The following is a 25,325-nucleotide window of genomic DNA, read 5'->3' as shown; positions in this document are numbered from 1 at the left end:
AAGGCGCGTCTGACAAGTTCATCGGAACAAAGTGTCCACTGGAGCGCCCGATCCAGCCCGCATCCAACGCGGCATGAGTTTTCTGGAAGCAATGAGGCAACGCTATCCCACCGTCGGGGAGGCCAGAGATCGCTCCTGGGTCTTCGTGCCGTATGACCGGCTGAACGATCGCATCGGTCCGCTTGCAACAGACAGCAATGCTGGCATCATTCTGGTGGAGTCGCACGCAAAGGGCAGGGCACGCCCGTATCACCACAAGAAGGTGTTGCTTGTCCTTTCCAACATGCGGCACTTCGCGCTGGAGCAGATCGAGCGTGGCCGCAGTGTGCTTTACCTGAATTCGCCCGAAAGTTACGGAGAGCAACTTCGGGCGGCGCAGCAGCGCTTTCAGCTTGGCTCGATCCTCTACACTCGTCCCGCTGAACGCGAACTCCGGAAGGATCTGGAGCGCGGCTGCGCCGCGGGTCTGCAACTGGAGGAGCACGAAGACACCGCATGGCTGTCAAAGCCGGACGACTGGCAGGCAGCGTTTGGGAAAGGGACCTCACGCGGGCGGCAGTTCCTGATGGAGCGTTTCTACCGTCACATGCGTCAGACCAGCGGCATCCTGATGGAAGCCGGCAAGTTCGCAGGCGGCAAGCTCTCCTTCGACGAACAGAATCGCGAGCCCTATCGTGGCCAGATCACTCCTCCGCCTCGGCCCAGTTTTGAATTGGATGCCATCACGCTTGAACTGATGGAGATGATTCAGGCAGTGAACCCGGTTGCGTTCGGCTCTGTAGACGGGTTCGATCTCCCCGTCACCGAAGTCGATGCGAAGACAGCGTGGCGCTTTGCCCTCGATCGCTTGCTGCCGTTCTTCGGGCCGTGGGAAGACGCGATGAGTACGCAGGAGCCGATGCTCTTCCACTCGGCGCTGTCGGCCTTGATGAACGTCAGTCGACTGCTGCCTCGCGAAGTGGTTGCGGATGTCGAAGCTGCCTATCATCGGGGTAAGATCCCGCTGGCGAGTGCTGAGGGTTTTATCCGCCAGATCCTGGGTTGGCGCGAGTTCATGCGCCATATCCACGAGACCACCGATGGCTTTCGCTTGCTGCCACAGAGTCCCGATCCACTGTCGAATCGTGATGCGCACGCCTACAGCGCCACCATCGTGCAGACCATCGATCCCGCCACCCCTGACCGTCCGGCTACCCCCTCAGCGCTGAAGGCTCATCTACCACTGCCCGCTGCTTACTGGGGCGAGCGTTCAGGGATGTTCTGTCTCGATACCGTCGTCGCGCAGGTCCGGCAGCAGGGCTGGTCGCACCACATCACTCGCCTGATGGTCCTGTCGAACTTGGCCGTCTTGTGCGGTTTCTCTCCACGCGAGCTGACCGACTGGTTCTGGGTCGCCTATATCGACGCTTACGACTGGGTCGTGGAGCCGAATGTTCTGGGGATGGCGACGTTTGCCGACGGCGGCCTGACGGCAACGAAGCCCTACGTGTCAGGTGCCGCTTACATCAACCGGATGAGCGATTATTGTGGCAAATGCGCGCTTGATCCCAGGAAATCGTTGGGCCCGGGTTCCTGTCCATACACCGCGCTTTACTGGACGTTCCTGGAGCGGAACGCAGAGCTGCTGCAGTCGAATCAGCGTCTACGCATGCCGTATGTGGCTCTTCGGAAGAAGACTGCGACGGAGCGGAAGGCCTTGCGCGAACGTGCCGAGGCCGCCGTTGCACAGCTGGGCAGGGGAGAGACCGTCACGTAATTGGGACGGCTTTTCCAGAGGCATCTACCACACCGCTCGCGGCCTAGAATCGATCCATGGCCGTTGATTTCACGCACCTGCATCTCCACACCGATTACAGCCTTCTGGACGGCGCCTGCGACGTCGACAAACTCGCCGCGCACATGAGTAAGCTGGGCCAGACGGGCGCTGCCATGACCGACCACGGCAACATCTTCGGTGCGGTGCACTTTGCAGACGCCATGCAGAAGAAGGGCATCAAGCCCATCATCGGCTGCGAGCTTTACCTGTCGCAGACCGATGACCATCGTGAACGGAGCGGCGGCTATAACCACTTCCTGGTTTTGGCAGAGAACGACGCCGGCTACCGCAATCTGGTGCGCCTGACCAGTGAAGCAGCGGTGCATGGCTTCTACCGCAAGCCGCGTGTTTCGAAGGAGTTCCTGTCGAAGCACACAGAAGGCCTTATCGCTTTCAGTGGCTGCCTTGCCGGTGAGATCAATCAGCACCTGATGAAGGACAAGTACGAAGAGGCGAAGCGTAGTGCGGGCATGTTTCAGGACATGTTCGGCAAGGGCAACTTCTTCCTCGAGATTCAGGATCACGGCTTGGAGCCCGATAAAGGCGTGTGCGACCAGCTCTTCCGGATGGAGAGGGACCTCGACATCCCGCTGATCGCGACCAACGATTCACACTATGTCGCAGCCGACGACAGCCGAGCACACGAGATCCTGCTGTGCGTACAGACCGCTGGATCCATGAACGATCCGAACCGGTTCAAATTCGACACGCAGGAGTTCTACATCAAGTCCGCGGAGGAGATGCATCGCACCTTCGCTGGCCATGAGGAAGTCTGCACGCGCACCATGCAGTTCGTTGACCGCTGCAACGTGAAGCTGAAGAAGGTGGACGACCCCTTCCCGGCGTTCCCGGTCCCCGAAGGCATGTCCCTCGACGATTACTTCGAGGCTGTCTGCCGTGAGGGTCTGAAGAAGCGGCTCAGCACCGCGGTATCGCATCTGCGGTCGCGTGGTCTGCTGCGTTACGAGATCGACGCGTACGAAGCTCGTCTGCAGCGCGAACTGGATTGCATCAAGAGCATGAAGTTCCCCGGCTACTTCATGATCGTGTGGGACTTCATCCGCTACGCAAAGGAGCAGAACATCCCGGTTGGACCGGGCCGCGGATCGGCTGCGGGTTCGCTCGTCGCGTACGTCATGGAGATCACGGACGTCGACCCGCTGCAGAACGAGCTGCTGTTCGAACGCTTCCTGAATCCTGAGCGCGTGAGCATGCCCGATATCGACATCGACTTCTGCATGAACCGTCGCGGCGAGGTCATCGACTACGTCAAGCGTAAGTATGGCGCGGACCAGGTCGCGCAGATCATCACGTTCAACACCATGGCTGCGAAGGCCGCCATCAAGGACGTTGGCCGTGCGCTGGAGATTCCCTACGGTGAGATCGACCGCATCGCGAAGATGATTCCCGCGACCATCGGCATCACCATCGATCAGGCGCTGAAGGACTCGCCACCACTGGCCGCCGTCTACGAGAGCAACCCTCAGATCCGTGAAGTCATCGACACCGCCTTGCGCCTGGAAGGTCTTGTGCGTGGCGCCGGTGTTCACGCGGCCGGCGTCGTCATCGCACCGCAGCCGCTGACGGAGCTTGTGCCTGTCACGCTCACGAAGACGGACGATCTTGTCACCGCGTATGACATGAAGGCCGTCGAGAAGATGGGTCTGCTCAAGATGGACTTCCTTGGGCTAACGACGCTGACCGTCATCGATGATTGCTTGAAGCTCATAAAGCAGCACCAGGGCGTCACGATCGACATGGCGACCATCGACCTCGACGACCAGGTGACCTACGAGAAAGTCTTCCATCGCGCGCTGACTTCGGGCGTGTTCCAGTTTGAATCGGGCGGTATGCGCGACGTTTTGCGGCGCTACAAGCCGACGACTGTCGAAGATCTGACGGCACTCAACGCGCTCTATCGTCCGGGTCCAATCCAGGGCGGCATGATTGATGACTTCATCGAACGCAAGTGGGGTCGCCGCGCTGTTGAATACATGCTGCCGGATCTGGAAGGCCTGTTGAAGGAGACGCTGGGCGTCATCGTCTACCAGGAACAGGTCATGCAAATCTCATCCGTCATCGCGGGCTACTCGCTCGGCGGCGCCGATCTTCTGCGTCGCGCTATGGGTAAGAAAGACCCAGCCGCGATGGAAGTGCAGCGTGAGTTGTTCATGGCCGGTGCTGCCGAACGCAAGCATCCCAAGGAAAAGGCTGGCGCACTTTTCGATCTGATCCTGCAGTTCGCGGGCTACGGCTTTAACAAATCGCACTCGTCCGCCTACGCACTCCTCGCGTATCACACGGCCTGGCTGAAAACGCACTATCCCGTCGAGTTCATGGCAGCGCTGCTAACCAGCGAAACCTCAAAGCCTGAGAACGTCGTGAAGTACATCGGCGAGTGCCGGGAGATGGGCATTACCGTTCTGCCGCCGGACGTACAGATTTCCGACTCAAACTTCACGCCGAGCGACGGCGGCATTCGCTTCGGGCTGGCTGCGATTAAGAATGTGGGTGGCAACGCCATCGAGACCATTGTTGCCTCCCGCCGCGAGCTGCAGGCGGAAGGGAAGAAGGGGTTCGCTTCGCTGTGGGACTTCTGCGAGTCCGTCGAATTGCGACTGCTGAACAAGCGTGTGCTGGAGTCGCTGATCAAGGCGGGCGCGATGGACAGCTTTGGGCCACGCGCGCGCGTCTACAACGCTGTCGACAAAGCCATGGAACGTGCGCAGAAGTCGCAGCGTGACGCGGCCAGTGGGCAGAGTGGTCTGTTCGGTCTGTTCGACGCGGGGCCAGCTGGCGCGCAGGAAACTGCAGAAGATGAACTGCCGCAGATGCCGGAATGGGACGAACACACCCGACTGCAGAACGAGAAGGAAGTGCTCGGCTTCTTTGTCAGCGGGCACCCCATGGACAAGTACCGCGAGAAGTTGCGGAACATCAAGGGCGTGGTGGACACCGCCACCGCATGCGAGATGAAGCCGGAGCCCGTGGTCTTCCAACGCGGACAGCGCGAACCTCAGGCGGAGATCCAGATTGCCGGAGTGATCTCTGCTCTGAAAGTTGCGAAGAGCAAGCGCAGCGGCGAGATGTACGCCTCAGCGATCCTTGAGGATACTCACGGCAAGATCGACATCATCGCCTTTCCGAAGGACTACGAGAAGCTGCAGGAGGCACTGAAGATCGATGTGCCGGTTCTCGTGCGTGGCTCGCTGCGCGGCGAAGAAGACTCCGCACCTAAACTCTCTGTCACCAAGATCGAGGCGCTTGAGGACGTTAAGATCAGGCTGCCGGAGGCGCTGCGCATCAAGGTTCCGTTGCACAACCCGGACGCCGCGCTGCTTGAGAAGCTGCTCAGCATCTTTACTGCGAAGCCGGGTCCCGGCAAGGTGTTGCTTGATCTGGAAGAGCCGGGTGAATTCTGCGCGGTACTCGAACCGGTTGGCTTCAACGTGTGTGCTGACAAGCTCTTCATCGAGCAGGTCGAGGATCTCGTCGGCGCTGGTGGTGTTAAGGTGATTAACTAATTCGCTCTTGGTCGAGCGTGAATCCCTGAGCCCCCGCGGCGAATCAACTCTTTGTCGCGGGGAGAATTTCTCGGCTGATCACGAACGAGAAGAATGACGAATTCCCCAGAAACCAGTCTGCCGCACCTGCGGGCAGGGCTCCGAGAGCTTTGCTTCGCTCTCCTCTGCTCGTTCTTCACTGCCAGTTTGTCAGCCCAGATTGGGTCCGGCGCTCCGCACGCTTCGGCGCATGTTCAAGTCCAGTCTCAGGCAGAAGACAAAACAGAGGCGCCGAGGATCTATCCAGGCCAGGCGCTCGATCAGGACGTAGCGGTGCTGGCCAAGGTGCCGGCTGATCCCCTCTTTCATAACGATCTCTTTCATCCCATCCTCAAACCAGTGGACACCGCGATGAACCGCCTTCGGAAGTCTGAGGGTCTCAGCTTCGCCGCGACCTACACCGTCGTGAATCAATACGCGACGACGACGCCTGATCACGTGCGCCACAACTGGGCGACCGGACGTTTCGATTTGGTAGGCGGCTGGAAAGCGTACGATCACGGCGGAAACGCGGGCTCGTTCAGCATGCTGGTTCGTTCTGGCACGAACATCGGTGTGAGTCAGCAATTCAATCTGAGCGACTCGCTCGGATCGGGCCTCGTCCTCAATTGCCTGCCGGGAGGCGGCCCTCAGGAGCCGATCACTCTGAACGTTCTGTACTATCGCCAGGATTTTTACAAAAAGAAGTTTGCCTTCTACGTCGGGAAGATCCACCCGAACGAATTCATCAGTCTGAGCCTTTACAACGACGACGAGCGCACTCAATTTCTGAATGCAGAGAACGACGGCAACCTGACCATTCCGTCGGACGGAACCTACGCAGGTGGGGCTGCTTTGGAGTACCAAGCTACGAAGCACATCTACATTCATGCCGTCACTGTCGACACGGAAGGAGCTCAGCAGAAGAACCTGAAGACGCTCGTAGACAAGAAATACATGAATGCGGTCGAATTCGGGTGGAAGAGCGGATCGCCTACGCAGCAGGAGCACCTGTATCGCTTCCTGGTGTGGCGGGATGACACTGCGACGCAGGGTAGCGGCGCGGGTGTCGGCTTCGGCTCGGACTACGAGTTCAAGAACGGCTGGGCAACCCTTCGGCCGAATTGGGATCGGGACCGACAGCGGTTCTAACATTAAACGTGTCTTCGATGCTGGCATCGTAAACATCCACCCATTCGGCAGAAGGGGAGACATGTTCGGTGCCTCTTTCACCCTGACGGACCCCAGTCACACGGCCCGTCATCACGAGAGTCTTTTCGAGAGCTTTTACCGCGTCCGTATGACGCAAAGTCTCGAACTCGGCCCCGATCTCCAGGTTTCCATCCACCCCACAAACAGCGCGAAGGCCTACACGACCGCCTTACTCGGCGTTAGGATGCGGATCATCTTCTGACGAGGTAAGCTCGGACGAACGTACGGATCTATCCGGAATGGGTCACTTCACGGAGGCAACATGCTTCGCGATCATAAGGCAATTGCATACGCGCTGATGCGACTAGCATTGGGCGTCAATATCTTCGGTCACGGCTTCTTCCGCATCTTGAGCGGTGTAGGTGCCTTTGCCAACGGTGCCGCAGCAGGCATGGACAAAGGGCCGCTCCCACACACGCTCTCGCTGGCCTTCCTGTATGCGACGCCCTTCATCGAGCTCACGCTGGGAACGCTGCTCATCCTGGGCCTCTTCACACGCCTGGCGCTGATCGGCGGATCCCTCTTCATGATCGCGCTGACCTTTGGCACCACGTCTACGCAAAACTGGGCTGGCGCAGGGACGCAGTTGCAGTACAGCCTGGTCTTCTTCGTCATGCTGTGGCTTGTGGAATCGAATGCGTTCGCTATCGACGGGATGATGGGTCGTAAGAACGTATAATCGGCGAAGTCGCTGTGAGCCCTGCAGCGCGGATTGAAACGCATGGCAGAGATAGAAGCAAAGCCCGTAGCCCCGCCCGTATCCGAGGCGTGGCGAAAGACAGAGGTTGCGCGTGACCCGCAGCGCCTTCACCCCATGAACTTCATCGACGCGCTTTTCACGGACCAGAGTGAGATCCACGGCGATCGCAGCTTCGGCAACGACGCAGCGATGTACGCCGCAATGGCTCGCTTTGGCGAAGACGAAGTCCTTGTTCTGTGCAACCGCAAGGGCCGCACCACCAAGGAGCGCATGCAGTTTCGCTTCGGCTCGCCTGAGCCGGAAGGCTACCGCAAAGCGTTGCGGGCGATGAAGATTGCCGAAAAGTTTGGCCGCCCCGTCTTCTCCTTTCTGGATCTAGCCGGTGCCTACCCCGGCCTGGGTGCGGAAGAACGCGGTCAGGGCGAGGCGATTGCACGGAACCTGATCGAAATGTCCCGACTTCGCGTACCCACCATCACGACCATTACGGGCGAGGGCGGCAGTGGTGGAGCGCTTGCTCTAGCCGTAGCGGACCGTGTCCTGATGATGGAGAATTCCATCTACTCGGTCATCTCACCCGAGGGCTGTGCGTCCATCATGTGGAAGGACGCGGCAAAGCGTCAGGCCGCAGCGGATGCACTGAAGTACACGGCCCCGGACGTCTCTCGCATGGGCTGCGTGGATGATGTCATTGCTGAGCCGCCGGGTGGAGCGCAGGCCGATCCCGACCGCGCCCTGCAGCATGTTCGGGGATGTCTTCAGCACCACTTCGGAGAGTTGAAGTCCAAGTCCATCGAAGAGCTGCTGGAGAGCCGCTACCAGAAGTTCCGGAACATCGCGCAGTTCTACACCACGGCCAAGTCCACGGTATAGCTCGGCCTTCGTCAAACAGGGAAGGCGCACAAGCGGATGAACGGTACTCCACCCACAAGACCTCGCACGAATCGCACGGCATCGCTGTTTTTGCTCTCGGCTGCGTGGATCGTGCTGACGCTGGCGGTCGCCGGTGAGACAACAAAGCTCGTGCCTGCGCTCTGGGAAGACCTGGTCCGCGAGGGGGTCGCAGCAGCGCTGCTGGCTGGCGGATTCTACGCCATCGCACGTACCTATATTCAGGATCTTCGGCCGCTTAGCAGCATCGGCTTTGTACGCAGGCCCGGGATCGCAACTGAGTTTGGTCGCGGTGCGGCTCTCGGATGGGCCATCGCGATTGCTTTGGTGTTGCCGGCCATGCTCACAGGAAACCTGGACTTCACCTTTGGCTTTGCCGGCATTGCGCTTACACATTTTTTGATCAGCGCGCTCGTTCTGACCGCATTTGCGCTCGTCGTGCAACTGGTATTGGCTGGCCTTCCGGTCCGTCTGCTGGTGCGGGCTACCGGTCCGGCATGGGCGATGTCGGCGATCCTTTTCGTTGTGGTTTGTCTGGCGGTGTCCGGGCAGGGAGGACAGGGGAGAGGCCTGATCTTCATGGCTCTGGCTGCGTCGTTGTTCGTCGCAGGTTACTTGCGCACGCGCGCCATCTGGCTGCCGTTGGGCATCCAGATGGGCTGGACGCTTAGCCTGCAACTGCTCTTCGGCGCTAACTCTCCGTACACGCCTGTCACTTACGGCATCGTCCAAAGCGACACAGGCGGACCGGCCTGGTTGACCGGCGGCCCGTTTGGTCCGGAGGCTTCCGTGTTCGGCGTGCTGATCTTGATCGCAGCGTTGATCGCGCTCTACCGCATCACGAAGGACTACGCGTGGCACTACACATGGCAACCTATCGAGGGTGCCGGTGCACCAGTCGTCGTCGCACCGCCTGAAGAGCATATTCGGGAAGAGAAGAAGCATGCCGCAGCCGCGCCGTTGGTTCAGATTGGCGGGATCGCGCCGGCACCTCCGTCCACCTCTGCCCCGCCGGACCCAATTTTGTAACAGGCTTGGTGGTTCCTCGAACAAAGTCCATCTCCGCACTTGCATTACAACCCCGGTTGGGTCTACATTGCGTGCATCGGGTCCCCTCCCATGCGTGCAGCAACCACCTCCGCGCTTCTCCTCCTTTCAGTCGCAGCCCTTACTTCGTCTGCATTCTCCCAGGCTGTCGTGGGTCCGCAGGTCCAGCGCGATGTCTTCGTTGTCGGGGCTGACACCGCGATCGGCGATCCACTGCTCGACTTCAAGCCGACCCGCGTGGAGTTTACGCAAGAGCCGATGGACATCTCCGGCCGACGCGAACTGGTCCGCATGCTGCTGATGGAGCAGGGGTTCGCACATCGCGCGCTACCGCTTGGAGCGCCCGGACTCGTCCTCCACGCGAATGGCAAACTGACTGTCGATAGCAAGACCCTGCAGGCACGCATGTACAAAGACGGCATGTGTGCCGGCGCGGGCGACCGCATCATGGTCACAGATATCGCCGTTCTGGCGGATCGGATCAATATCGATGTGAACGGCGGTCCTTACCTTCCGCATCGGTTTCTCCGCCATATTTCGATTAACAACATGCCTTTGGCGGGCGATGGACAGGTAGGCGAGCGGCCTACCGGGACGCGCATCACGCTCCTCTTTGAGGGGGCAACGCCACGTCTTTCTGCCGCCGAGTTGAAGTCGCTACTGGAGCCGCTGCTCGATTTCGGTCTTAAAAGCTCCGAGCAGGCCTTTGCGGACACGCTGCCAGAGCCGATCAAGAAGGCGATTGAAGAACACGAGGTATACGTGGGCATGAATCGCCGCATGGTCCTGGCGTCCCTCGGCCAACCGGAGAGCAAACTGCGGGAGCGTGCGGCAGACAGTACCGATGGAGAGGTCTTTGAGGAATGGATCTACGGTCACACGCCGCAGACCATCCGTTTTGTCCGCTTCCGCGGGGATCGAGTAGTCCTGATGAAGACAGCCGCGCTGGGTAAGGCAATTGAAATCAACGATAAAGACCAGATGGCCGGCTACCGGGATCCAGCGCTCACGCACGAGATATCCCTGGGCGACGCGCCTCTTGCCGCGAAGGGAACTGCCGACTCGGAAGCAGCCCAGCCGAAAGCGCCGTCGCTTCGTGCTCCAGGCGAACGCCCTGACGCCGAGAAAGGGAAGGCATCCCCGGCGCCCACTCCTGATCCTGCGGTGAAGAAAAGCCTCGCTTCCAACGCGATGCCTCACCTGATGTAAACTGATTCTGTTGAGCGACAGAGCCCACGGTCTCCCTGTGGCTGCTCGCAACCTGGCTGCGCATCCTGCGTCGCCGGAATACCCGCGAATCAAGATCCCATCAGGCGCACGGAAGGCGCCGCAGAGAGGAACACCCCATGGCGAAGATTGCCAAAACCGGTGATCGCAAAAAGGCGATGGACACCACAAAGAGCACCGACTGCCCGAAGTGCAGCAAGCCGACGCGTATCGTAAAGCGCGTAAAGGACCGTGAACGCGGAACCCCCGGTGGCATCTACATTTCGTGCTCAGCATGCGATTTCTTTGAGCGTCTGTAGTCCCACGCGACATCAACTGAACAGGATCTAAAAGAAAGACCCGGCGCCTCGGCGCCGGGTCTTTCTTTTCTGTGCCGGGCTTGATCTGCGCTGCCTAGTCTCTTTGGGCCGAGTTGATCTCAGCGAACAAGGCAGCCGCGGCTGCGGCGGGATCAGCGGCGCGTGTGATCGGCCGACCCACCACCAGCATGTCTGCTCCGTAGCGTATGGCATCCCCCGCCGTCGCAATGCGGCTCTGGTCGTCCTTCGCGGCACCCGCCGGGCGAATCCCCGGGACCACGAGCTTTGCGTCCTGCGCGGCACTCGACCTCAGCGGAATGATCTCCTCTGATGAGCAAACGAGGCCGTTGACACCTGCCGCGACCGCCATCTCGCCGAGCCGCACCACTTGCTCACGCGCCGTGACCTCAACACCGATGGCTTTCAGCTGTGCCGCATCCATGCTGGTCAGGACCGTCACTGCGAGAAGCCTGGGCGGCTGTGCCAGCTTGGCGGCAGCTTCTGCCGCGGCGGACAGCATGGCAGGACCACCGGCAGCATGCAGCGTGAGGAGTGCTGCGCCACACGCTTCGGCAGAGCGCACAGCGCCAGCAACTGTGTTGGGGATGTCGTGCAGTTTTAGATCCAGAAAGACCTCGAAGCCACGCGCGCGCAGTGCCTCCACCATCGGTCGTCCCTCGGCAAGGTAGAGCTCCAGACCGACCTTTAGCCAGCGTACTGTGCCGTCCAGTTGGTCGACGAAGGCCATTGCCTCCGCGCGTGAGGAGTAGTCAAGGGCGACAATCAGTCGGTCAAGGGGGTCCATGTCTCCAGTGTAGATGCGGCGTCAGGCTATGCTGAGTACCGGATGACGATGGACCAAACGACACCTACCGCCCTGACGCTTGCAGGCTTCGACCCGTCCTCGGGCGCAGGCATCACGGCTGACCTGGCGGTCTTCGCCGCGCACAGAGTCTTCGGCACGGCAGCCATCACGGCGCTCACGGTACAGTCGACAGTCGGTGTGCGGCGCGTGGAGCTTGTTATGCCTGAGCTTCTTTCGCAGACACTGACGGAGCTGTGGGCCGATCTGCCGCCTGCAGGAATCAAGATCGGAATGCTGGGCGGATTACAACAGGTGCGCTGCGTCGTCGAGTTTTTAGAATCTCTCCCGTGGCGGCCCCTGGTCGTCCTTGATCCGGTGCTACGTTCCAGCTCGGGGAGAGCGTTGCTGGAAGATGAGGGGATCCGCGCTCTTGTCGAAGAGTTACTACCACTGATCGATGCCATGACTCCAAACACGGAGGAGCTTGCTGTTCTTTCCGGGCTTCCTTGTGAGACAGAAGAAGGCATCCACGACGCGGCCGAATCACTCGCTCGAAAGCATCCCAACCTCGTCATCGTCGCGACCGGAGGCCATCGCCCAAAGCCCGACGATCTTCTACTGGCAGGCGGTATCTGGACTACATTGCCGGGCGACCGCATTGAGACCAGTGCGACCCACGGCACCGGCTGTGCGTTCTCAAGCGCACTGCTGTGCGGTCGGCTGGCCGGGCAGAATTGGCCGGACGCGGCGGCGGCTGCAAAGGCTTATGTCGCGCAGGCGATGCGGACCGCCACCCCACGCGGAGCGGGGCGGGGTCCCATGAATCTTCTGTGGCCGATCTTGGGACAGCCGAACTTCTAAAGACACTCAGCAAGGGGCCGATGAGAGCAGTATGTCAATCGCTGCCCATGCAACCACCCTCGGTTCTCATGCTGACTTCACTCCCAAGTCTCGGCAACCGCGTGCTCCGGTCATCCGCCGCCGGACCACACCAACGCAGGGCCGAGCACTCGAGATCCTCGGTCATGCGGTCGAGTACCTTGCCGACTCTCGCCTGTACGAACAGATTGAGAACCCGTCGGACGGAGCAGCGATCCGCACGCTGATGTCTTGCTCTCGGAAGGTTTTTGCAGAGTGTGAATTGATTCAATCGTGGCACCAGCGGGCGCAATTGGCACTCATGCATCTGTTGAACCTTCCGGTCACAGGAAGCTAGTCAGACGACCGTCTTAGCCTTGGTAAACTGGGCCCATGGCTGGAGCAGTAACGGTAATTCTGAATGGCGCCGAGCGCACCTTTGCCGATCTTGGCGAGAAGCCGGACGTGACCGCGCTGGTAGCGGCTCTGGGTTTCCGCGCAGACCGTGTCGCATTGGAACGCAACGGCGACATCGTGCCTCGAAGCACCTGGGGAGCAACGCCGATCGAATCCGGAGATCGGTTCGAGGTTGTCCATTTTGTCGGGGGCGGCACGAACGACACTCGATACTTCCTGAGCACGTCGCGCATCATGCAGACGAACTAAGGGGAACCCAGGCGTCACCGTGTGACAAGCTGTGCCGATAGATTGGAACGGCACAGCTTGTCTACCCGGTTCAAAGAATCTGGAAGGGAGAGGCCGGCACCGGAATGGGTTCCGGCTTGCGGGTCAACCGATTCCAGAACGCACCGATCTTGGCCGACCCCATGAAGAGATGTCCCGCCGTGAGCGCCCCGATCACTCGATGATGGCCGACAGCGGCCAGCCCCATGGATGCGATGCACCCGCACTGCGAGCAGTCCGGATCACCACCGAACTGGCAGGGTGTGATGGCGGTTTTAAGATCCGCAGAAAATGTTGCTGTGGTCCTGGCGAAGATGCATTCATCAGGGTTTTGCGGCGGCTGCTCGATCTCCGCGATCACGGCTTCGGGCATATCCAGGAATGGGTATTTCCGTCGTAACACGGACAGATCAGCCATCACGGCGGCTCGCTGTGATGGAGACAGAATCTCCGGATCAGTCGCTCCACGTTGCGGTGTGAACAGGCTGAACCAGACCTTCTTGACTTCCGGAACTGTCGACCAAAAGCCAAGGAATTCATCCAGATATCCGGGCCGGTCGGCAATCTGCGCCGTCACCGTGCAATGGATAGTGACTTTCGATCCCTGGATGTTCTTCAAAATTCGCTCGTAAGTGGCAGGCTTACGTCTGACGTCATGCTCCGCGGGAAGGCCATCCACTGAAATTACGACGTTCAGTCGCTCGTACTTCTGCCACTCTGCTGGAATCACCCGAAAAGCGCTCGTGACGATCTGGGTGTGGACACCGCGTCGCTCCATCTCAGGCAGCAACTGTTCCACTTCGCGGTAACGAACCAGTGGGTCGCCGCCGACCAGCGACACATGAAGCGGCTTGTGTCGATCAACAAGCTTCAGAATTTTTTGCACGAGTTCATCACCCTTAAAGTCGGAGAGCTCCCGAAGGGTCGTGCCGCCCCCGAGATGGGCGGCGTCGAATGCGTAACAGCCCGGACAGCGCAACGGGCATTCCTTGGTGATTTCGATGGAGATCGAGGGAGCGCGGCCGACAAGGATTCCTCGCCAGGCGGCGAGAACTTCTTTTGTTTTCATATCTATCTTCCTAGGTACTGCGCGTAAGCAGCCGAAAAGGGGAACGGAAGGTCGTCTGGAAGACGAGAAGTCACCTAAGAGGAGATCAGACCAGGATTGGAAGCTGGTATCCCGCGTTCCCGGCGGGACGACCTCGGCTGTGCGGTATCGAAACAAGCTGTTCGAGGCCATGAGCAAGGCCCGGCAAACACGAGGGTAACCAGGCGCTGAAGATGGCAGACAGAAGATCTCGGAAACGTCGAAGCGTTTCATCGATATCAATCCTGCTGCTTCGCATCCGCAGCACGGCGACGGACGCCATGGTCAACCCAAGGATCAAACTTGATTCAGTGTCGTGCCCGTGAAGGAAGTTGTCACCACTCCAGACGTTCTGGGTGACTGGACTGATGACTAAGATCAGCAACAAGAGTACGAGGGACGTCCGGGCCACACGCTGCCACGGATCTCCGGGAGAGAACCGCAAGCGACGTCTTGTAAGCCATTCTTCGAACACACGTCCTCGGGTTAAGGATACGCCTTGCGTTCGGCGGGGTTACGCGGGGAGCTAACCAGCTGCAAGTCTACTGTACAGAATATGCATTATCGGACATCGCTTATCGGGCTTTACGACGTTTTCGCCCCGCATCTTGGAGTGACCGACACTGGACCTGTAAGCAATCGTGTTCCGGAGCTCCGTTCTCGACCGGCACGGCGCGCCAGAGAAAGAACCTCGGGATCTGGTGCCAGATTCCGGTTGAGTTGAACAATTCGTGGCACTTAGGCGAATTGAGGTTTCCGCTCCGACCCCAGTCTCGACTATGATCCGAAATAGTGGAACATCTGCTCAATCTGTTGTGGCTGTCGGTTGCTGGAGCGCTCGCCTATATGGCGGTGCTCGGCCATCAGCGCGGCAAGTTGCGGTGTTCCCTCCTGGTTGCGCTCGGCTGCACGGCGCTGATTGCCCTGGTGCTGTTTCCTGCCTTGTCCATGACAGACGATCTGCAGCGTGCGAAGCTGGACACTGAAACCAGCAGCCGCCACCTTGGCGATACGCTCCTGCTGGGATCACCGGACGACCCCATGGGTACACCGGCTGAGATCATGCCTTTGCTGATGGCGATGCTGCAACAGCCACGCCTCGCATCTGCCCGGCGGCTGATCCGACCCACGGAATTGCTGCGCCTGACAGATCGTCCCGGTGTCAGGCCGGAATCTCCTCGTCCGCCCCCAATCTCCTCCATCGCCTAGTCGTCCCTTCGGCTGAATCGTTCGCCGATCGACCCTAAGGAAACTCCATCCGCAACGCTCCAGCGCTGAGGAACCCCTATTCGTATGAGAAGTCTTCTTCTGACCGGCAGTCTCTTGCTGCAGGCCGTGGCTTTTGCACAGACGGTAGCGCCATCGCCGCCGACTGCGTCAGGCCAACCACTCACGATGGCACAAGCTGTCGATTACGCCCGCCTGCACAGTCCGGGTCTGCAAGGCGCACAAACACATGTGTCCGCCGTGCAAGCTCTTGAAATCACCGCAGGCCTCCGCCTGAATCCCATCATCGCTGGCGAAGGCACGCAGTCCACGCTCTCTACTTCCGACCCCAACGGGCCGCCTTTCTACGGCATAGGTCTGCAGCGCACGTTCGAGACCGGCGGCAAGCGCGGTCTGCGTCTGGACGCGGCACGGGCCAACACCGGCGTCGCCTCTGCGCAGTTCGACGATCAGCGCCGCAGCCTCGACTTCAACGTCCGCAGCGCCTTCACGAAGATGCTGCAGGCGAAGCTTGCACTCGCGATTGCCAATGACAACCTTACGGGCTATCGCCGCACGGTCGAACTGATGAAGGTTCGTCTCGACGCTGGTGATGTTGATCGCACTGACTTCGAGCGGATCGAGCTGCAGCTTGCGGGCTTTGAGAATGACCAGACCAACGCTCAACTGAACCTGACGCAAGCCAGCGAGCAGCTTCAGGTGTTGCTGGGTGAGCCGCATGGTGTAGCGAACTTTGACATCGTCGGCACCCTCGATCTGCCACAGCTTTCCAGTACGGAGAAGCAACTGGAAGACGCTGCAATCGCCGCTCGTCCTGATCTTCTTGCAGCGAGCCGCCAGGTGCGCGCAAACGAAGCGGCGATCCGACTCGCGGATGCCAATGGGAAGACGGACCCGCAGTTCGGACTGGAATACGAACACTCCGGAACTGGAAGCACTGCAGGTTTCAACCTGTCGATTCCTCTGCGGATCTTCGATAAAAACCAAGGTGAAAAGGAACGCTCACGGCGCGAGGCGGAGAGCAGCCGCCTCCTTCTGCAACAGCAGGTCAACCAGGTCATCAGTGACGTCGATCAGGCCTACGCCGCGTACCAGGCAGCGGTGGCGCAGAACGCACGTTACCAAACCAAGTACCTGGCAGAAGCAGCACACGTGCGCGACAACCTTGAATTTGCCTACCGTAACGGCGATGCAACCCTGCTGGACTATCTCTCGGCTCTGCAGGACTACCGCCAGACAAACCTGGCCGCGCTGAATGCGCAGGCCACGGCGCAAACCGCGCTGCACCAACTCTCCTACGCCACGGCGACTGAGGTGAATCCATAATGAGTGCCCACACGAGCACCCGAGCCGCTGCCTTTGCTGGCGCCGCTGCCCTGCTGCTGCTGACAACCGTCGGCTGCAAAGAAAAGAAGGAAGCGCCGCAGGCCGATCTGCCTGCAGCGAACCTGACCATCACCACAGCCCACACAACCTCGCTGAACGATCAGCTCATGGTGCCCGCGCACGTCGAAGCCGACCCGACCAAGCTGGTACACATCTTCCCGCCGCTTTCCGGTCGCATCGTTGAGTTGAAGGTCATTGCTGGACAGGATGTCCGTAAGGGGCAGGTCGTCGCCATGTTGCAAAGTGGCGATGTCGCCTCAGCTCGCTCGGACTATGAGAAGGCCAAGGTCGAGGCAGACCGCGCCGATCGTGCCATGACGCGCGGCAAGCTCCTGCTGGATCATGAGGTTCTCTCCCAGGCTGCGTACATCGAACTTCAGGCCACCGCAGGTCAGGACCACGCAGAGCTTGAGCGCACCCGCCAGCGGCTACACGAGCTTGGCTTCAATGAAAACAGCACCAGCGACATCGCTCCCATCACTTCGCCTATCAGCGGTACGGTCATCGAAGTGGGCGCTGCCAACGGCGAACTGCAAAAGTCAGTCGACAATGCGACAAGCGGCATAGCGACCATCGCAAACCTCGACACAGTTTGGGTTGAAGGCGAAGTCTTTGAACGCGACCTGGCACTGCTGAAGCGGTCGGAGCATGTCGATGTGACCGTGCAAGCGTATCCGAACGAAGTCTTCCACGGAACGCTAGCAAACGTCGGGGATGTCTTCGATCCTACGACCCACACGCTACGTGCCCGCGTCGTGCTTCCCAACCCCGGACATCGCTTGAAGCCTGCGATGTTTGCGAGCTTGCAGATTGCACGTCCTGCCAGCGCGGTCGTAGTGGTACCGGCAACGGCGGTCATTCACGACGGCGAGAACGCCGAAGTCTACGTGCAGGGTGCCGACGGCAAGTTCGCGTTGCGACAGGTGAAGGTCGGCGGAGCACACGGCGATGACGTCGAAATCCTCAATGGTCTGCAGAACGGCGAAAAGGTCGTAAAAACGGGCGCCAGCTTCCTGCGCGCACCGGCGGCGGGAGACTAACGATGGCAGCCATCATTCGCCTTCTCCTGCGCCTGCGTGCGCTGGTCCTGATCCTGCTCGCCTGCATGTTAGTTGCAGGCACCTTTGGTGCGCTGCAGCTTGACGTCGAAGCGTACCCGGATCCCTCGCCTCCACTCGTCGAAATCATCACGCAGAATCCTGCGTGGTCTGCCGAGGAGATGGAACAGCAGGTCACCGCACCCATCGAAACCTCGCTCTTCGGTATGCCACACCTCGATGGTGTGCGATCGATTTCTATCTTCGGGCTTAGCGATGTGAAGCTCTATTTCACTTTCAACAGTGATTACTTCCACGATCGCCAGGAAGTCCTGGATCGCCTGCAGTTAATCCAGCTTCCAACGGGACTGCAGCCGCAGCTATCGCCCTGGTCGCCAATTGGCGAAATCTACCGTTATCAACTTACCGGTCCTTACACACTCAATGACCTTACAGCCACGCAGGACTGGCTTGTAAGGCGCGAGCTGAAGCAGGTACCCGGCATCATCGACATCACCACCTTCGGTGGCGAAGTAAAGCAGTACCAGATCGAGGCTGATCCGCAAAAGCTGCTGGCACATGGAGTGACGCTACCGCAGTTGACGACGGCTGTCAGCAACTCCAACGCAAATGCTGGTGGCAACTACGTCACACTGGGAGAACAGAGCGTCAACGTTCGCGCTGTCGGGCAGCTTCATACCGTTGGCGATATCGAACAGATCGTCATCGCGCAGAACAAGGGCGTCCCCGTGCTTGTTGGCGATGTTGCGACCGTGAAGGAGGGTTCGCAGCAGCGGCTGGGTAAGATCGGTCGAAACAAGCAGAGTGACGTCATCGAAGGCATCGTGCTGCTCAACAAGGATGAGGAGTCGATTCCGGCGCTTGAGGGCCTGAAGGCGAAGATCAAGGATCTCAACCACGGCCTGCTCCCAGCCGGTATGCGCATCGACACCATCAGCGATCGCACCAACCTGATCGACCGCACGGAACACACTGTGAAGCACGTCATCATCACCGGCCTTGTGCTCGTGACGCTGATCCTGCTCTTCATGCTGGGCGACGTACGAACCACCATCATTGCGGCAGCGACGATTCCCTTCGCGGTCTTGTTCGCCTTCTCGATGATGGCCGCCACCGGCCACTCTGCAAACCTGATTTCCATCGGCGCGATCGACTTCGGCATTCTTGTCGACGCTTCGATCGTCGTCCTGGAAAATATCCACCGCAAACTCTCGCGGCGGCTGCCAGAAGATGATTTGGCAACATTGATTATCGAAGGGGTGCAGGAAGCTTCACGGCCGGTGCTCTTCTCGACCGCGATCATCCTTGTCGCGTTCATCCCTCTGTTCACCATGGAGGGCGTGCCCGGCAAGATCTTCGCGCCCATGTCCGTGACGTATGGCTTCGCACTCATTGGTGCCCTGCTCTTCGGCCTGGTGTTCGCTCCTGTACTCGCATTTGTGCTGGCACCGAAGGGGCCACCCGCTGCAGTTCCCGAAGCAGAGGACGCGCACGCCGGCGAAGGCACGTGGCTCTCGAACTGGTTTCGCCATTACTACAACCGTGCCTTCACGTTGACACTGCGCCACTCCAGGCTGGTCTGGATCACCGCGGGTATCTCACTGGTGGTTGCGGGGTTCCTGTTCATCTACGCAGTTGGCGGCGAATTTATGCCGCCGCTGGAAGAAGGCAATCTGTGGATTCGCGCAACGTTGCCTCAGGATGTCTCCTTCGATCTCGCATCGAAGACCGTTGATGAGTTCCGCGCGGAGTTCCTCAAGTTCCCTGAGGTCAAGCAGGTCGTCTCGCAGCTCGGACGCCCCAATGACGGCACGGACGTCACGACCTTCAACAACCTTGAGTTCCTCGTAGATTTGAAGGACGAGAGCGAGTGGCCCAAGGATGTTCACGGCTCCAAGGAAAAGCTGATCGAGCAGATGCAGCACCAGCTCAGCAAGTACCCGGGCGCGGTCTTCGGTTTCTCACAACAGATCCAGGACAACGTGGAAGAGGCCATGAGCGGCGTCAAGGGTGAGAATTCACTGAAGATCTTTGGTGACGACCTGGACGTGCTCAGCAAGCAGGCGATCAACGTACAGAACGTGATGGAGCATGTGCAAGGCGTGCAGGATGTCGGCATCTTCAAGGTCGATGGACAGCCGTCGCTGGTGGTTCGCGTGGATCGTGCGAAGGCATCACGTTACGGGGTTGCACCGGCAGACGTCAACGCAGCGATCCAGGCTGCGGTGGGCGGTGCGCCGGTCACACAGATGATCGAAGGCGACCGCCGCTTTGACATCACCGTGCGCTATCCAAGCCAGTATCGCAACAGTCCGGACAGCGTGGGATCCATCATGCTGCCCGCTGGTGATGGCAGCTCCGTGCCGCTCTCCTCCGTTGCGGACATCGGGGTGCGCCAGGGCAGCTTCCAGATCTATCGTGAGGCCGGCCGGCGTTACATTCCCATCAAGTTCAGTGTGCGTGGCCGTGACCTCGCCGCCACCATCACTGATCTGCAGAAGCAGCTCAATGACAAGATCACGCTGCCCCACGGCTACACTTACGCGTGGGCTGGCGAGTTCGACTCGCTGAAGAAGGAACAGAAGCGGCTGGCACTCATCATTCCCATCAGCCTGCTCGCCATCCTGATCCTTCTCTACACGCAGTTCAACACATGGCTGGATGCGTTCATTGTATTGGCGACGCTCCCCTTCGCGGCCATCGGCGGAATCCTTGCATTGCTGGTCACGCACACCTCGTTCTCCATCTCGGCGGCCGTGGGCTTCACCTCGCTCACTGGCGTTGCGACGTTGGGCGCGGTCGTCTTTCTCTCGGGTATCCGGCGCGCTCAGCAACATCACGGCGCAAAGGCTGGTTTGCGTGAAGGCGCCTTGGACGAGATGCGTCCGGTATTGATGGCATGTATGTCGGCGGGTCTCGGCCTGCTACCTGCAGCGATCAGCAACGGCATCGGAGCACAGGCACAACAGCCGCTGGCACGCGTCGTCGTCGGCGGCATGCTCACCACGGTGTTATCGGTCCTGCTACTTACGCCGCTCATGGCACGCCGCATCCCGAAGCACTTCGACCAGGAGCACGTGTAAACGCAACTTTCACCACAAACAGATGGGGCCGGCGATCATCGCCGGCCCCATCTTCTGCATCATTGTCCAGTTCGCTCTTCCATCCGCCGAAGAAATCGTCCCATCGCCAGCGCACCACCGAAAGTGTAGTTGTAGGCCATGTCGGCAGACGAACGGTTGGTCGCTACCATCGTGGGCCAATCGTCCAGCAGTTTGCGCATCCGCGGCAGATCAAGGCACATGCCAGCCAGTGCCGATTGATCGAGCCGATCAAGTTCTGCGCGCCACTCGGGTATCCATGCTTCAAACATCTGCAGAAAATCACTCGATTGCAGACCGCGTAACGGCTCTGAGAGAAGTTCCGCAGGAAGATCATTTCGGAATCCGTGGCGATAGAGCTCACGCTTGATCCCCTCTGGCGCGAAAGCCTCATCTGGAATGCCTAGGCAAAGTTCCACCAAGCGGCGGTCGGCCGTGGGATCTTCCCGTTCCATGCCGAACGCACGTCGCTGCATAGACCTCATCATGCCCATCTCGCTGGCGCGCAGGATTGAAAAGCGCCAGGCAGCTCCGTTGGTTCTGTCGCCCTCGACCGTCGCGCCCATCGCCGAATGCTCTGTCTTCGCCAGGCCCGAATTTTCATAAAAATCCCGCCTCATCATCGATAGATCGAAGAGACCCGGCACTTCCCTCCGTCGCAGGCGCTGAATGCGTGCCATTGCATTGCGCGACGGCATCCAGGTCGAACTCAGCAAAGACTTCCAGTTTCCACCATGCTTTCGACGGTTACGCAACGCGCGATAGAGCAGGCCCCACTGTTTGCGGCTGCGCAAATCGTAGAGACCAAAACCGCCGTTGTAGCTTGACGTCAGGTTGCCGGCCTGGCCCTCCATCATAGTCACTGCGCCTCGCCGCTGCGCGTCCGTCAGGATCCCGAGATACCATCGGGAGTTTCGGATGAAACCAGCCGGTGCCCCGCAGTTATCCCCCATCACATCGAGAGATTCCCACCAGTCGACGGCATCCGTAGGAACCGCCACATGTTCCACGTTTGGATACATGGCTGCAACCTGCGCGGCAAGGGGCCATTCGTTACTGAATCGGTCGCCCATGATTTCTTTTGCGTTGACCGAATGCGCGGGCACGGAGGTGTAGGCAATCAAGGGACGATTCTGTCGTGCAAGCACTTGCGCGGTCAGGGCCGTTACACCTGAACTGTCGAAGCCTGAACTCAGCTGCGACGCCACCAAGCCTTCCACCGGCAGTCGAACACGGACAGCACGCAGCAATGCCGCACGCAGTGCATCGCCATACTCGCGCCAATCCTTGACTACAAGCTGTGGCACCTTTAGCGGCTGCCAGAAATCAATCATGCTCTCGGCTCGATCCGAGCCGATGAGCATGACGTGTCCGCCCCTTAGGGAAAATATCCCCTTCTGGAGCGTTGGCAGCTCCTCCTGAGGTTCGGGAGGGGTAAGACTGAGTGCCATCGCCACGGCACGCTCGTTCAATGAAGTGTCGACGCCATTCCATCCCATCAACCCCATGGGTTCGCTGGCGAAACACAGACCGGACTCTGGCCTGCTATAGAAGAGAGATACCCGAGACATCGCATCGCGGCCCAGCACCAATCGCTTCTGCCGACGGTCCCAGAGTGCAAAGGCATATTCGCCATCGAGGCGGTCCGGAAACTCCGCTCCCCATGCGACGTAAGCAGATGCCGCAATCGCCGCCTCATTGCAGTCTGCGGGCAATTCCAACGCGGCGCGAAGCTCTCTTCCCTCAAACAGACGGCCATCAAAGACCACATCGACAGGAAGAAGGTTGTCGTCCCCAGCGAACGACTTGCCGTCCGCGACGGCTCCGAGGATTGCGCTGCCGCACTCCTGCACTGTCGTCTCGCTGCCCTCTTTGAACTGCATGCGGCGAAGTGAAGACTCGGTCGCACGCTTCAACTCCGGCGAGTCACCCAGGCATCCTGCGATCGGCAATGGATCTCCTTAGGGCTGTCATGCAGCACCTGTCCAGAGAAAAACCATATCCCGCCCACGCCTCCAAGAACAAGCATGGCGCCCAAAGGGGTGACGCTTACACTCGTGTAAAATAGATCTACGCGGAGAGATGGCCGAGTGGCTGAAGGCGCACGCTTGGAAAGCGTGTATACCGCAAGGTATCCAGGGTTCGAATCCCTGTCTCTCCGCCACCTTTATCTTTCGATGACTTGAGCGACCTGCTCGTCTGACGTGAAAGCCCCTAAGTAAACCGACGACAACTTTTCTAAGCAGGTAGACACGAGAGAGCGCTGCGAGTGTCCGGAAATGGACAGCGCGTTCTGCTATCGAACATCCTCCTCGAGCCCTTACCCTCGTAAGTAGCTCATTCTGCTTAGCTGCTCTTTGGACCCCTTCGTGCACCTTGTCAGTCGCGAATGGACATTCAAAGGCCTGACCTAAAGAAGAAGCGATTGCGGCGTCAGATCACCCTTGGGGCGGTGATTACTGTGCTCGTGGCAACGGGCGCGGTGTTCGCGTTGAGGCTGAAACCAGCCAGTCCCGTCGTTGAGCGCGCGTCGATCTGGACGGATACCGTAAAGCGCGGTCCCATGTTACGGCAGGTGCGCGGTCCCGGTACGCTTGTTCCGCGCGAAGACCGAATCCGTCTCATCCCTGCTGAAACCGAAGCCACGGTCGTCCGCATTCGCGTGCTGCCGGGCGCACGCGTTGAGCCGGACACGTTGCTGATGGACCTGGTTGATCCGCAGGTGCAGCAAGAGCTTCTGGACGCACAGCTTCAGCTCAAGGCCGCGCAGGCAGACTACACGAATACCCGCGCCAAGCTTCAGAGCGATCTGATGACGCAGCGCGCCGGCGCCGCGACCGTGCATGCAGATCACGATCAGGCGCAGCTGCAAGCCAGCACGGACAAGTCGCTCTATGACCTCGGCGTCATCAGCGGACTCAGCTACAAGGCCTCCAAGGGCAAGGCCGACGAACTTACGACCCGTAATGACATTGAGGCGCAGCGCCTTCAATTGAACGAAAAGGCAATCGAAACCCAGCTGGCTGTGCAGCAGACAAAGGTGCAGCAGGCTCAGGCACTTCTGGCTCTGAAGCAAAAGCAACAGGAAGCACTGAGCGTTCGCGCCGGCATCAGCGGCGTGCTGGTTGATCTGCCCCACCAGGTGGGCGAACATGTGGCGCCCGGAACGACGTTGGCAAAGGTCGTCCAGCCGGACCAGTTGAAGGCGAGTCTGAAGATCGCAGAGACGCAGGCACGCGAGATCCAGATCGGCCAGCCTGCTGAGGTCGACACTCACAATGGCGTCATTAACGGCAAGGTCATGCGTATCGATCCTGCGGTAGTCGCGGGCACCGTAACCGTGGATGTCGAACTGGCTGGCACACTGCCGCAGGGCGCGCGGCCTGACCTCAGCGTAGATGGCACGATTGACCTCGACCGCATGACGAATGTGCTCTATGTTGGCCGGCCTTCCAGTGGTAACGAAAACAGCACGCTCAGTCTCTTCAAACTTTCCGTCGACGGCAAGTCTGCAATCCGCGTACCTGTCAAAGCAGGCAAAGCTTCAGTGAACAGCTTGCAGGTCATCGAGGGCCTGACCGAGGGTGACACCGTCATCCTTTCCGACATGACACGTTGGGACAACACTGACCGCATTCGAATCGAGTAGTCCGGAGGATCTTGCCATGGCTGAACCGCTCATCCACATTGAAGGCCTCACGAAGGTCTTTTACACCGACGAAATCGAGACCCACGCACTGAGTGGAATTCACCTGACGATCGAACGTGGCGAATACGTTGCGATGTCCGGGCCTTCAGGGTGCGGGAAATCGACGCTGCTCTCCATCATTGGACTGCTGGACACGCCCACGGGCGGCCAGTACCAGCTCAACGGCAAGCAGGTTGCGAATCTAAACTTCGCGGACCGTTCCCGCATCCGCAACCAGGAAATTGGTTTTATCTTTCAGAGCTTCAATCTAATCGGCGATCTCACCGTTGCCGAGAACGTCGAGCTTCCACTGACTTACCGTCCGGGTATGAGCGCGACGGAGCGAAAGCGACGCGCGGGCGAGGCGCTCGAGCGCGTCAACATGGCGCATCGGATGCGTCATTTCCCTGCGCAGCTATCCGGCGGCCAGCAGCAGCGCGTGGCTGTGGCTCGAGCGCTCGCTGGCACACCCTCCATCCTGCTGGCCGACGAGCCCACGGGAAATCTTGATTCGCGTAATGGTGAGGCTGTGATGAAGCTGCTGCAAGAGCTGCATGCCGACGGCGCAACCATCTGCATGGTGACCCACGATCCACGCTTCGCCGCCCATGCACAGCGCCAGGTGCATCTGTTCGACGGCAAGGTCGTTGCGGAAGGCGAACTCAACCGCCTGCTTGCAGAAGTCTAAGCGCACACC

General features: G+C 59.6%; 21 protein-coding genes and 1 tRNA gene. 19 read left to right on the top strand and 3 right to left on the bottom strand.

What is annotated here, in order from left to right; genetic code table 11:
* Positions 1-73 precede the first annotated feature (73 nt).
* The 9 genes from BLW03_RS00555 (at position 74) to BLW03_RS00515 (ending at position 10,734) form a co-directional block, all read left to right on the top strand.
* Positions 74-1,756 carry a cryptochrome/photolyase family protein gene (locus BLW03_RS00555; protein ID WP_074651862.1) on the top strand — a complete coding sequence of 561 codons (1,683 nt, stop codon included), beginning with the start codon at positions 74-76 and terminating at the stop codon, positions 1,754-1,756.
* Between the two features lie 56 nt (positions 1,757-1,812).
* Entirely contained in the window at positions 1,813-5,340 is a 3,528-nt protein-coding gene (dnaE, locus tag BLW03_RS00550; RefSeq protein WP_074651861.1) for a DNA polymerase III subunit alpha, read from the top strand.
* Between the two features lie 186 nt (positions 5,341-5,526).
* A complete protein-coding gene (locus BLW03_RS00545) occupies positions 5,527-6,510 on the top strand; it encodes a carbohydrate porin (RefSeq protein WP_244501897.1) in 984 nt (327 codons plus the stop codon).
* Positions 6,395-6,772 carry a carbohydrate porin gene (locus BLW03_RS20940; RefSeq protein WP_244501896.1) on the top strand — a complete coding sequence of 126 codons (378 nt, stop codon included), beginning with the start codon at positions 6,395-6,397 and terminating at the stop codon, positions 6,770-6,772. Before BLW03_RS00545 ends, BLW03_RS20940 begins: the two co-directional genes overlap by 116 nt.
* A 60-nt stretch (positions 6,773-6,832) precedes the next feature.
* Positions 6,833-7,249 carry a DoxX family membrane protein gene (locus BLW03_RS00535; protein ID WP_074651858.1) on the top strand — a complete coding sequence of 139 codons (417 nt, stop codon included), beginning with the start codon at positions 6,833-6,835 and terminating at the stop codon, positions 7,247-7,249.
* Positions 7,250-7,291: 42 nt separating this feature from the next.
* Entirely contained in the window at positions 7,292-8,143 is an 852-nt protein-coding gene (locus BLW03_RS00530; RefSeq protein ID WP_074651857.1) for an acetyl-CoA carboxylase carboxyltransferase subunit alpha, read from the top strand.
* Between the two features lie 36 nt (positions 8,144-8,179).
* Positions 8,180-9,190: a hypothetical protein gene (locus BLW03_RS00525; RefSeq protein WP_139285044.1), complete on the top strand. Its 1,011-nt coding sequence runs from the start codon at positions 8,180-8,182 to the stop codon at positions 9,188-9,190.
* Positions 9,191-9,280: 90 nt separating this feature from the next.
* Positions 9,281-10,417, top strand: a complete 1,137-nt coding sequence (locus BLW03_RS00520; protein WP_074651855.1) for a DUF2845 domain-containing protein — start codon at positions 9,281-9,283, stop codon at positions 10,415-10,417.
* Positions 10,418-10,554: 137 nt separating this feature from the next.
* Positions 10,555-10,734: an Rcat domain-containing protein gene (locus BLW03_RS00515; protein WP_074651854.1), complete on the top strand. Its 180-nt coding sequence runs from the start codon at positions 10,555-10,557 to the stop codon at positions 10,732-10,734.
* A 94-nt stretch (positions 10,735-10,828) separates the two neighbouring features.
* Here the strand turns inward: BLW03_RS00515 and pyrF are convergent, their stop codons facing one another.
* Positions 10,829-11,539 carry an orotidine-5'-phosphate decarboxylase gene (pyrF, locus tag BLW03_RS00510; RefSeq protein ID WP_074651853.1) on the bottom strand — a complete coding sequence of 237 codons (711 nt, stop codon included), beginning with the start codon at positions 11,537-11,539 and terminating at the stop codon, positions 10,829-10,831.
* Positions 11,540-11,581: 42 nt separating this feature from the next.
* Here pyrF and thiD point away from each other — a divergent pair, with 42 nt between their 5' ends.
* From thiD to thiS, 3 genes are read left to right on the top strand one after another with little or no spacing between them, the layout of a single operon-like run.
* On the top strand, positions 11,582-12,400 hold the full coding sequence (gene thiD, locus BLW03_RS00505; RefSeq protein WP_244501895.1) for a bifunctional hydroxymethylpyrimidine kinase/phosphomethylpyrimidine kinase: 819 nt from the start codon (positions 11,582-11,584) through the stop codon (positions 12,398-12,400).
* Between the two features lie 31 nt (positions 12,401-12,431).
* Entirely contained in the window at positions 12,432-12,755 is a 324-nt protein-coding gene (locus tag BLW03_RS00500) for a hypothetical protein (protein WP_074651852.1), read from the top strand.
* 35 nt (positions 12,756-12,790) lie between these two features.
* A complete protein-coding gene (thiS, locus tag BLW03_RS00495) occupies positions 12,791-13,063 on the top strand; it encodes a sulfur carrier protein ThiS (protein ID WP_074651851.1) in 273 nt (90 codons plus the stop codon).
* A 70-nt stretch (positions 13,064-13,133) separates the two neighbouring features.
* Here thiS and BLW03_RS00490 read toward each other — a convergent pair whose 3' ends face one another.
* Positions 13,134-14,402 (bottom strand): radical SAM protein, encoded by a 1,269-nt coding sequence (locus tag BLW03_RS00490; protein ID WP_244501894.1) that lies wholly within the window; start codon positions 14,400-14,402, stop codon positions 13,134-13,136.
* A 558-nt stretch (positions 14,403-14,960) separates the two neighbouring features.
* On the opposite strand from BLW03_RS00490, the gene BLW03_RS00480 reads away from it, so the two are divergent.
* The 4 genes from BLW03_RS00480 (at position 14,961) to BLW03_RS00465 (ending at position 20,922) form a co-directional block, all read left to right on the top strand.
* Positions 14,961-15,377 carry a hypothetical protein gene (locus tag BLW03_RS00480; RefSeq protein WP_074651848.1) on the top strand — a complete coding sequence of 139 codons (417 nt, stop codon included), beginning with the start codon at positions 14,961-14,963 and terminating at the stop codon, positions 15,375-15,377.
* 84 nt (positions 15,378-15,461) lie between these two features.
* Entirely contained in the window at positions 15,462-16,721 is a 1,260-nt protein-coding gene (locus BLW03_RS00475; protein ID WP_074651847.1) for a TolC family protein, read from the top strand.
* Entirely contained in the window at positions 16,721-17,821 is a 1,101-nt protein-coding gene (locus BLW03_RS00470) for an efflux RND transporter periplasmic adaptor subunit (protein ID WP_074651846.1), read from the top strand. The genes BLW03_RS00475 and BLW03_RS00470 overlap by 1 nt, the downstream gene beginning before the upstream one ends.
* Before the next feature lie 2 nt (positions 17,822-17,823).
* Positions 17,824-20,922, top strand: a complete 3,099-nt coding sequence (locus tag BLW03_RS00465) for an efflux RND transporter permease subunit (RefSeq protein ID WP_074651845.1) — start codon at positions 17,824-17,826, stop codon at positions 20,920-20,922.
* Between the two features lie 59 nt (positions 20,923-20,981).
* Here the strand turns inward: BLW03_RS00465 and BLW03_RS00460 are convergent, their stop codons facing one another.
* Complete coding sequence (locus BLW03_RS00460) at positions 20,982-22,892, bottom strand: asparagine synthase-related protein (RefSeq protein ID WP_074651844.1); 1,911 nt, start codon at positions 22,890-22,892, stop codon at positions 20,982-20,984.
* 124 nt (positions 22,893-23,016) lie between these two features.
* Between BLW03_RS00460 and BLW03_RS00455 the strand changes: the two genes are divergently transcribed.
* The 3 genes from BLW03_RS00455 to BLW03_RS00445 all read left to right on the top strand — a co-directional run bounded on the left by BLW03_RS00455 (position 23,017) and on the right by BLW03_RS00445 (position 25,316).
* Positions 23,017-23,104, top strand: a tRNA-Ser gene (locus BLW03_RS00455).
* Between the two features lie 225 nt (positions 23,105-23,329).
* On the top strand, positions 23,330-24,589 hold the full coding sequence (locus BLW03_RS00450) for an efflux RND transporter periplasmic adaptor subunit (protein ID WP_074651843.1): 1,260 nt from the start codon (positions 23,330-23,332) through the stop codon (positions 24,587-24,589).
* 16 nt (positions 24,590-24,605) lie between these two features.
* Positions 24,606-25,316, top strand: coding sequence for an ABC transporter ATP-binding protein (locus BLW03_RS00445; protein ID WP_074651842.1), 711 nt, complete (start codon positions 24,606-24,608; stop codon positions 25,314-25,316).
* Positions 25,317-25,325: the final 9 nt, after the last annotated feature.

Origin of the sequence: Terriglobus roseus, assembly GCF_900105625.1 — a bacterium.
GTDB classification, from domain to species: Bacteria; Acidobacteriota; Terriglobia; order Terriglobales; family Acidobacteriaceae; genus Terriglobus; species Terriglobus roseus_B.
This window is presented reverse-complemented; position numbering and strand designations above follow the sequence as displayed.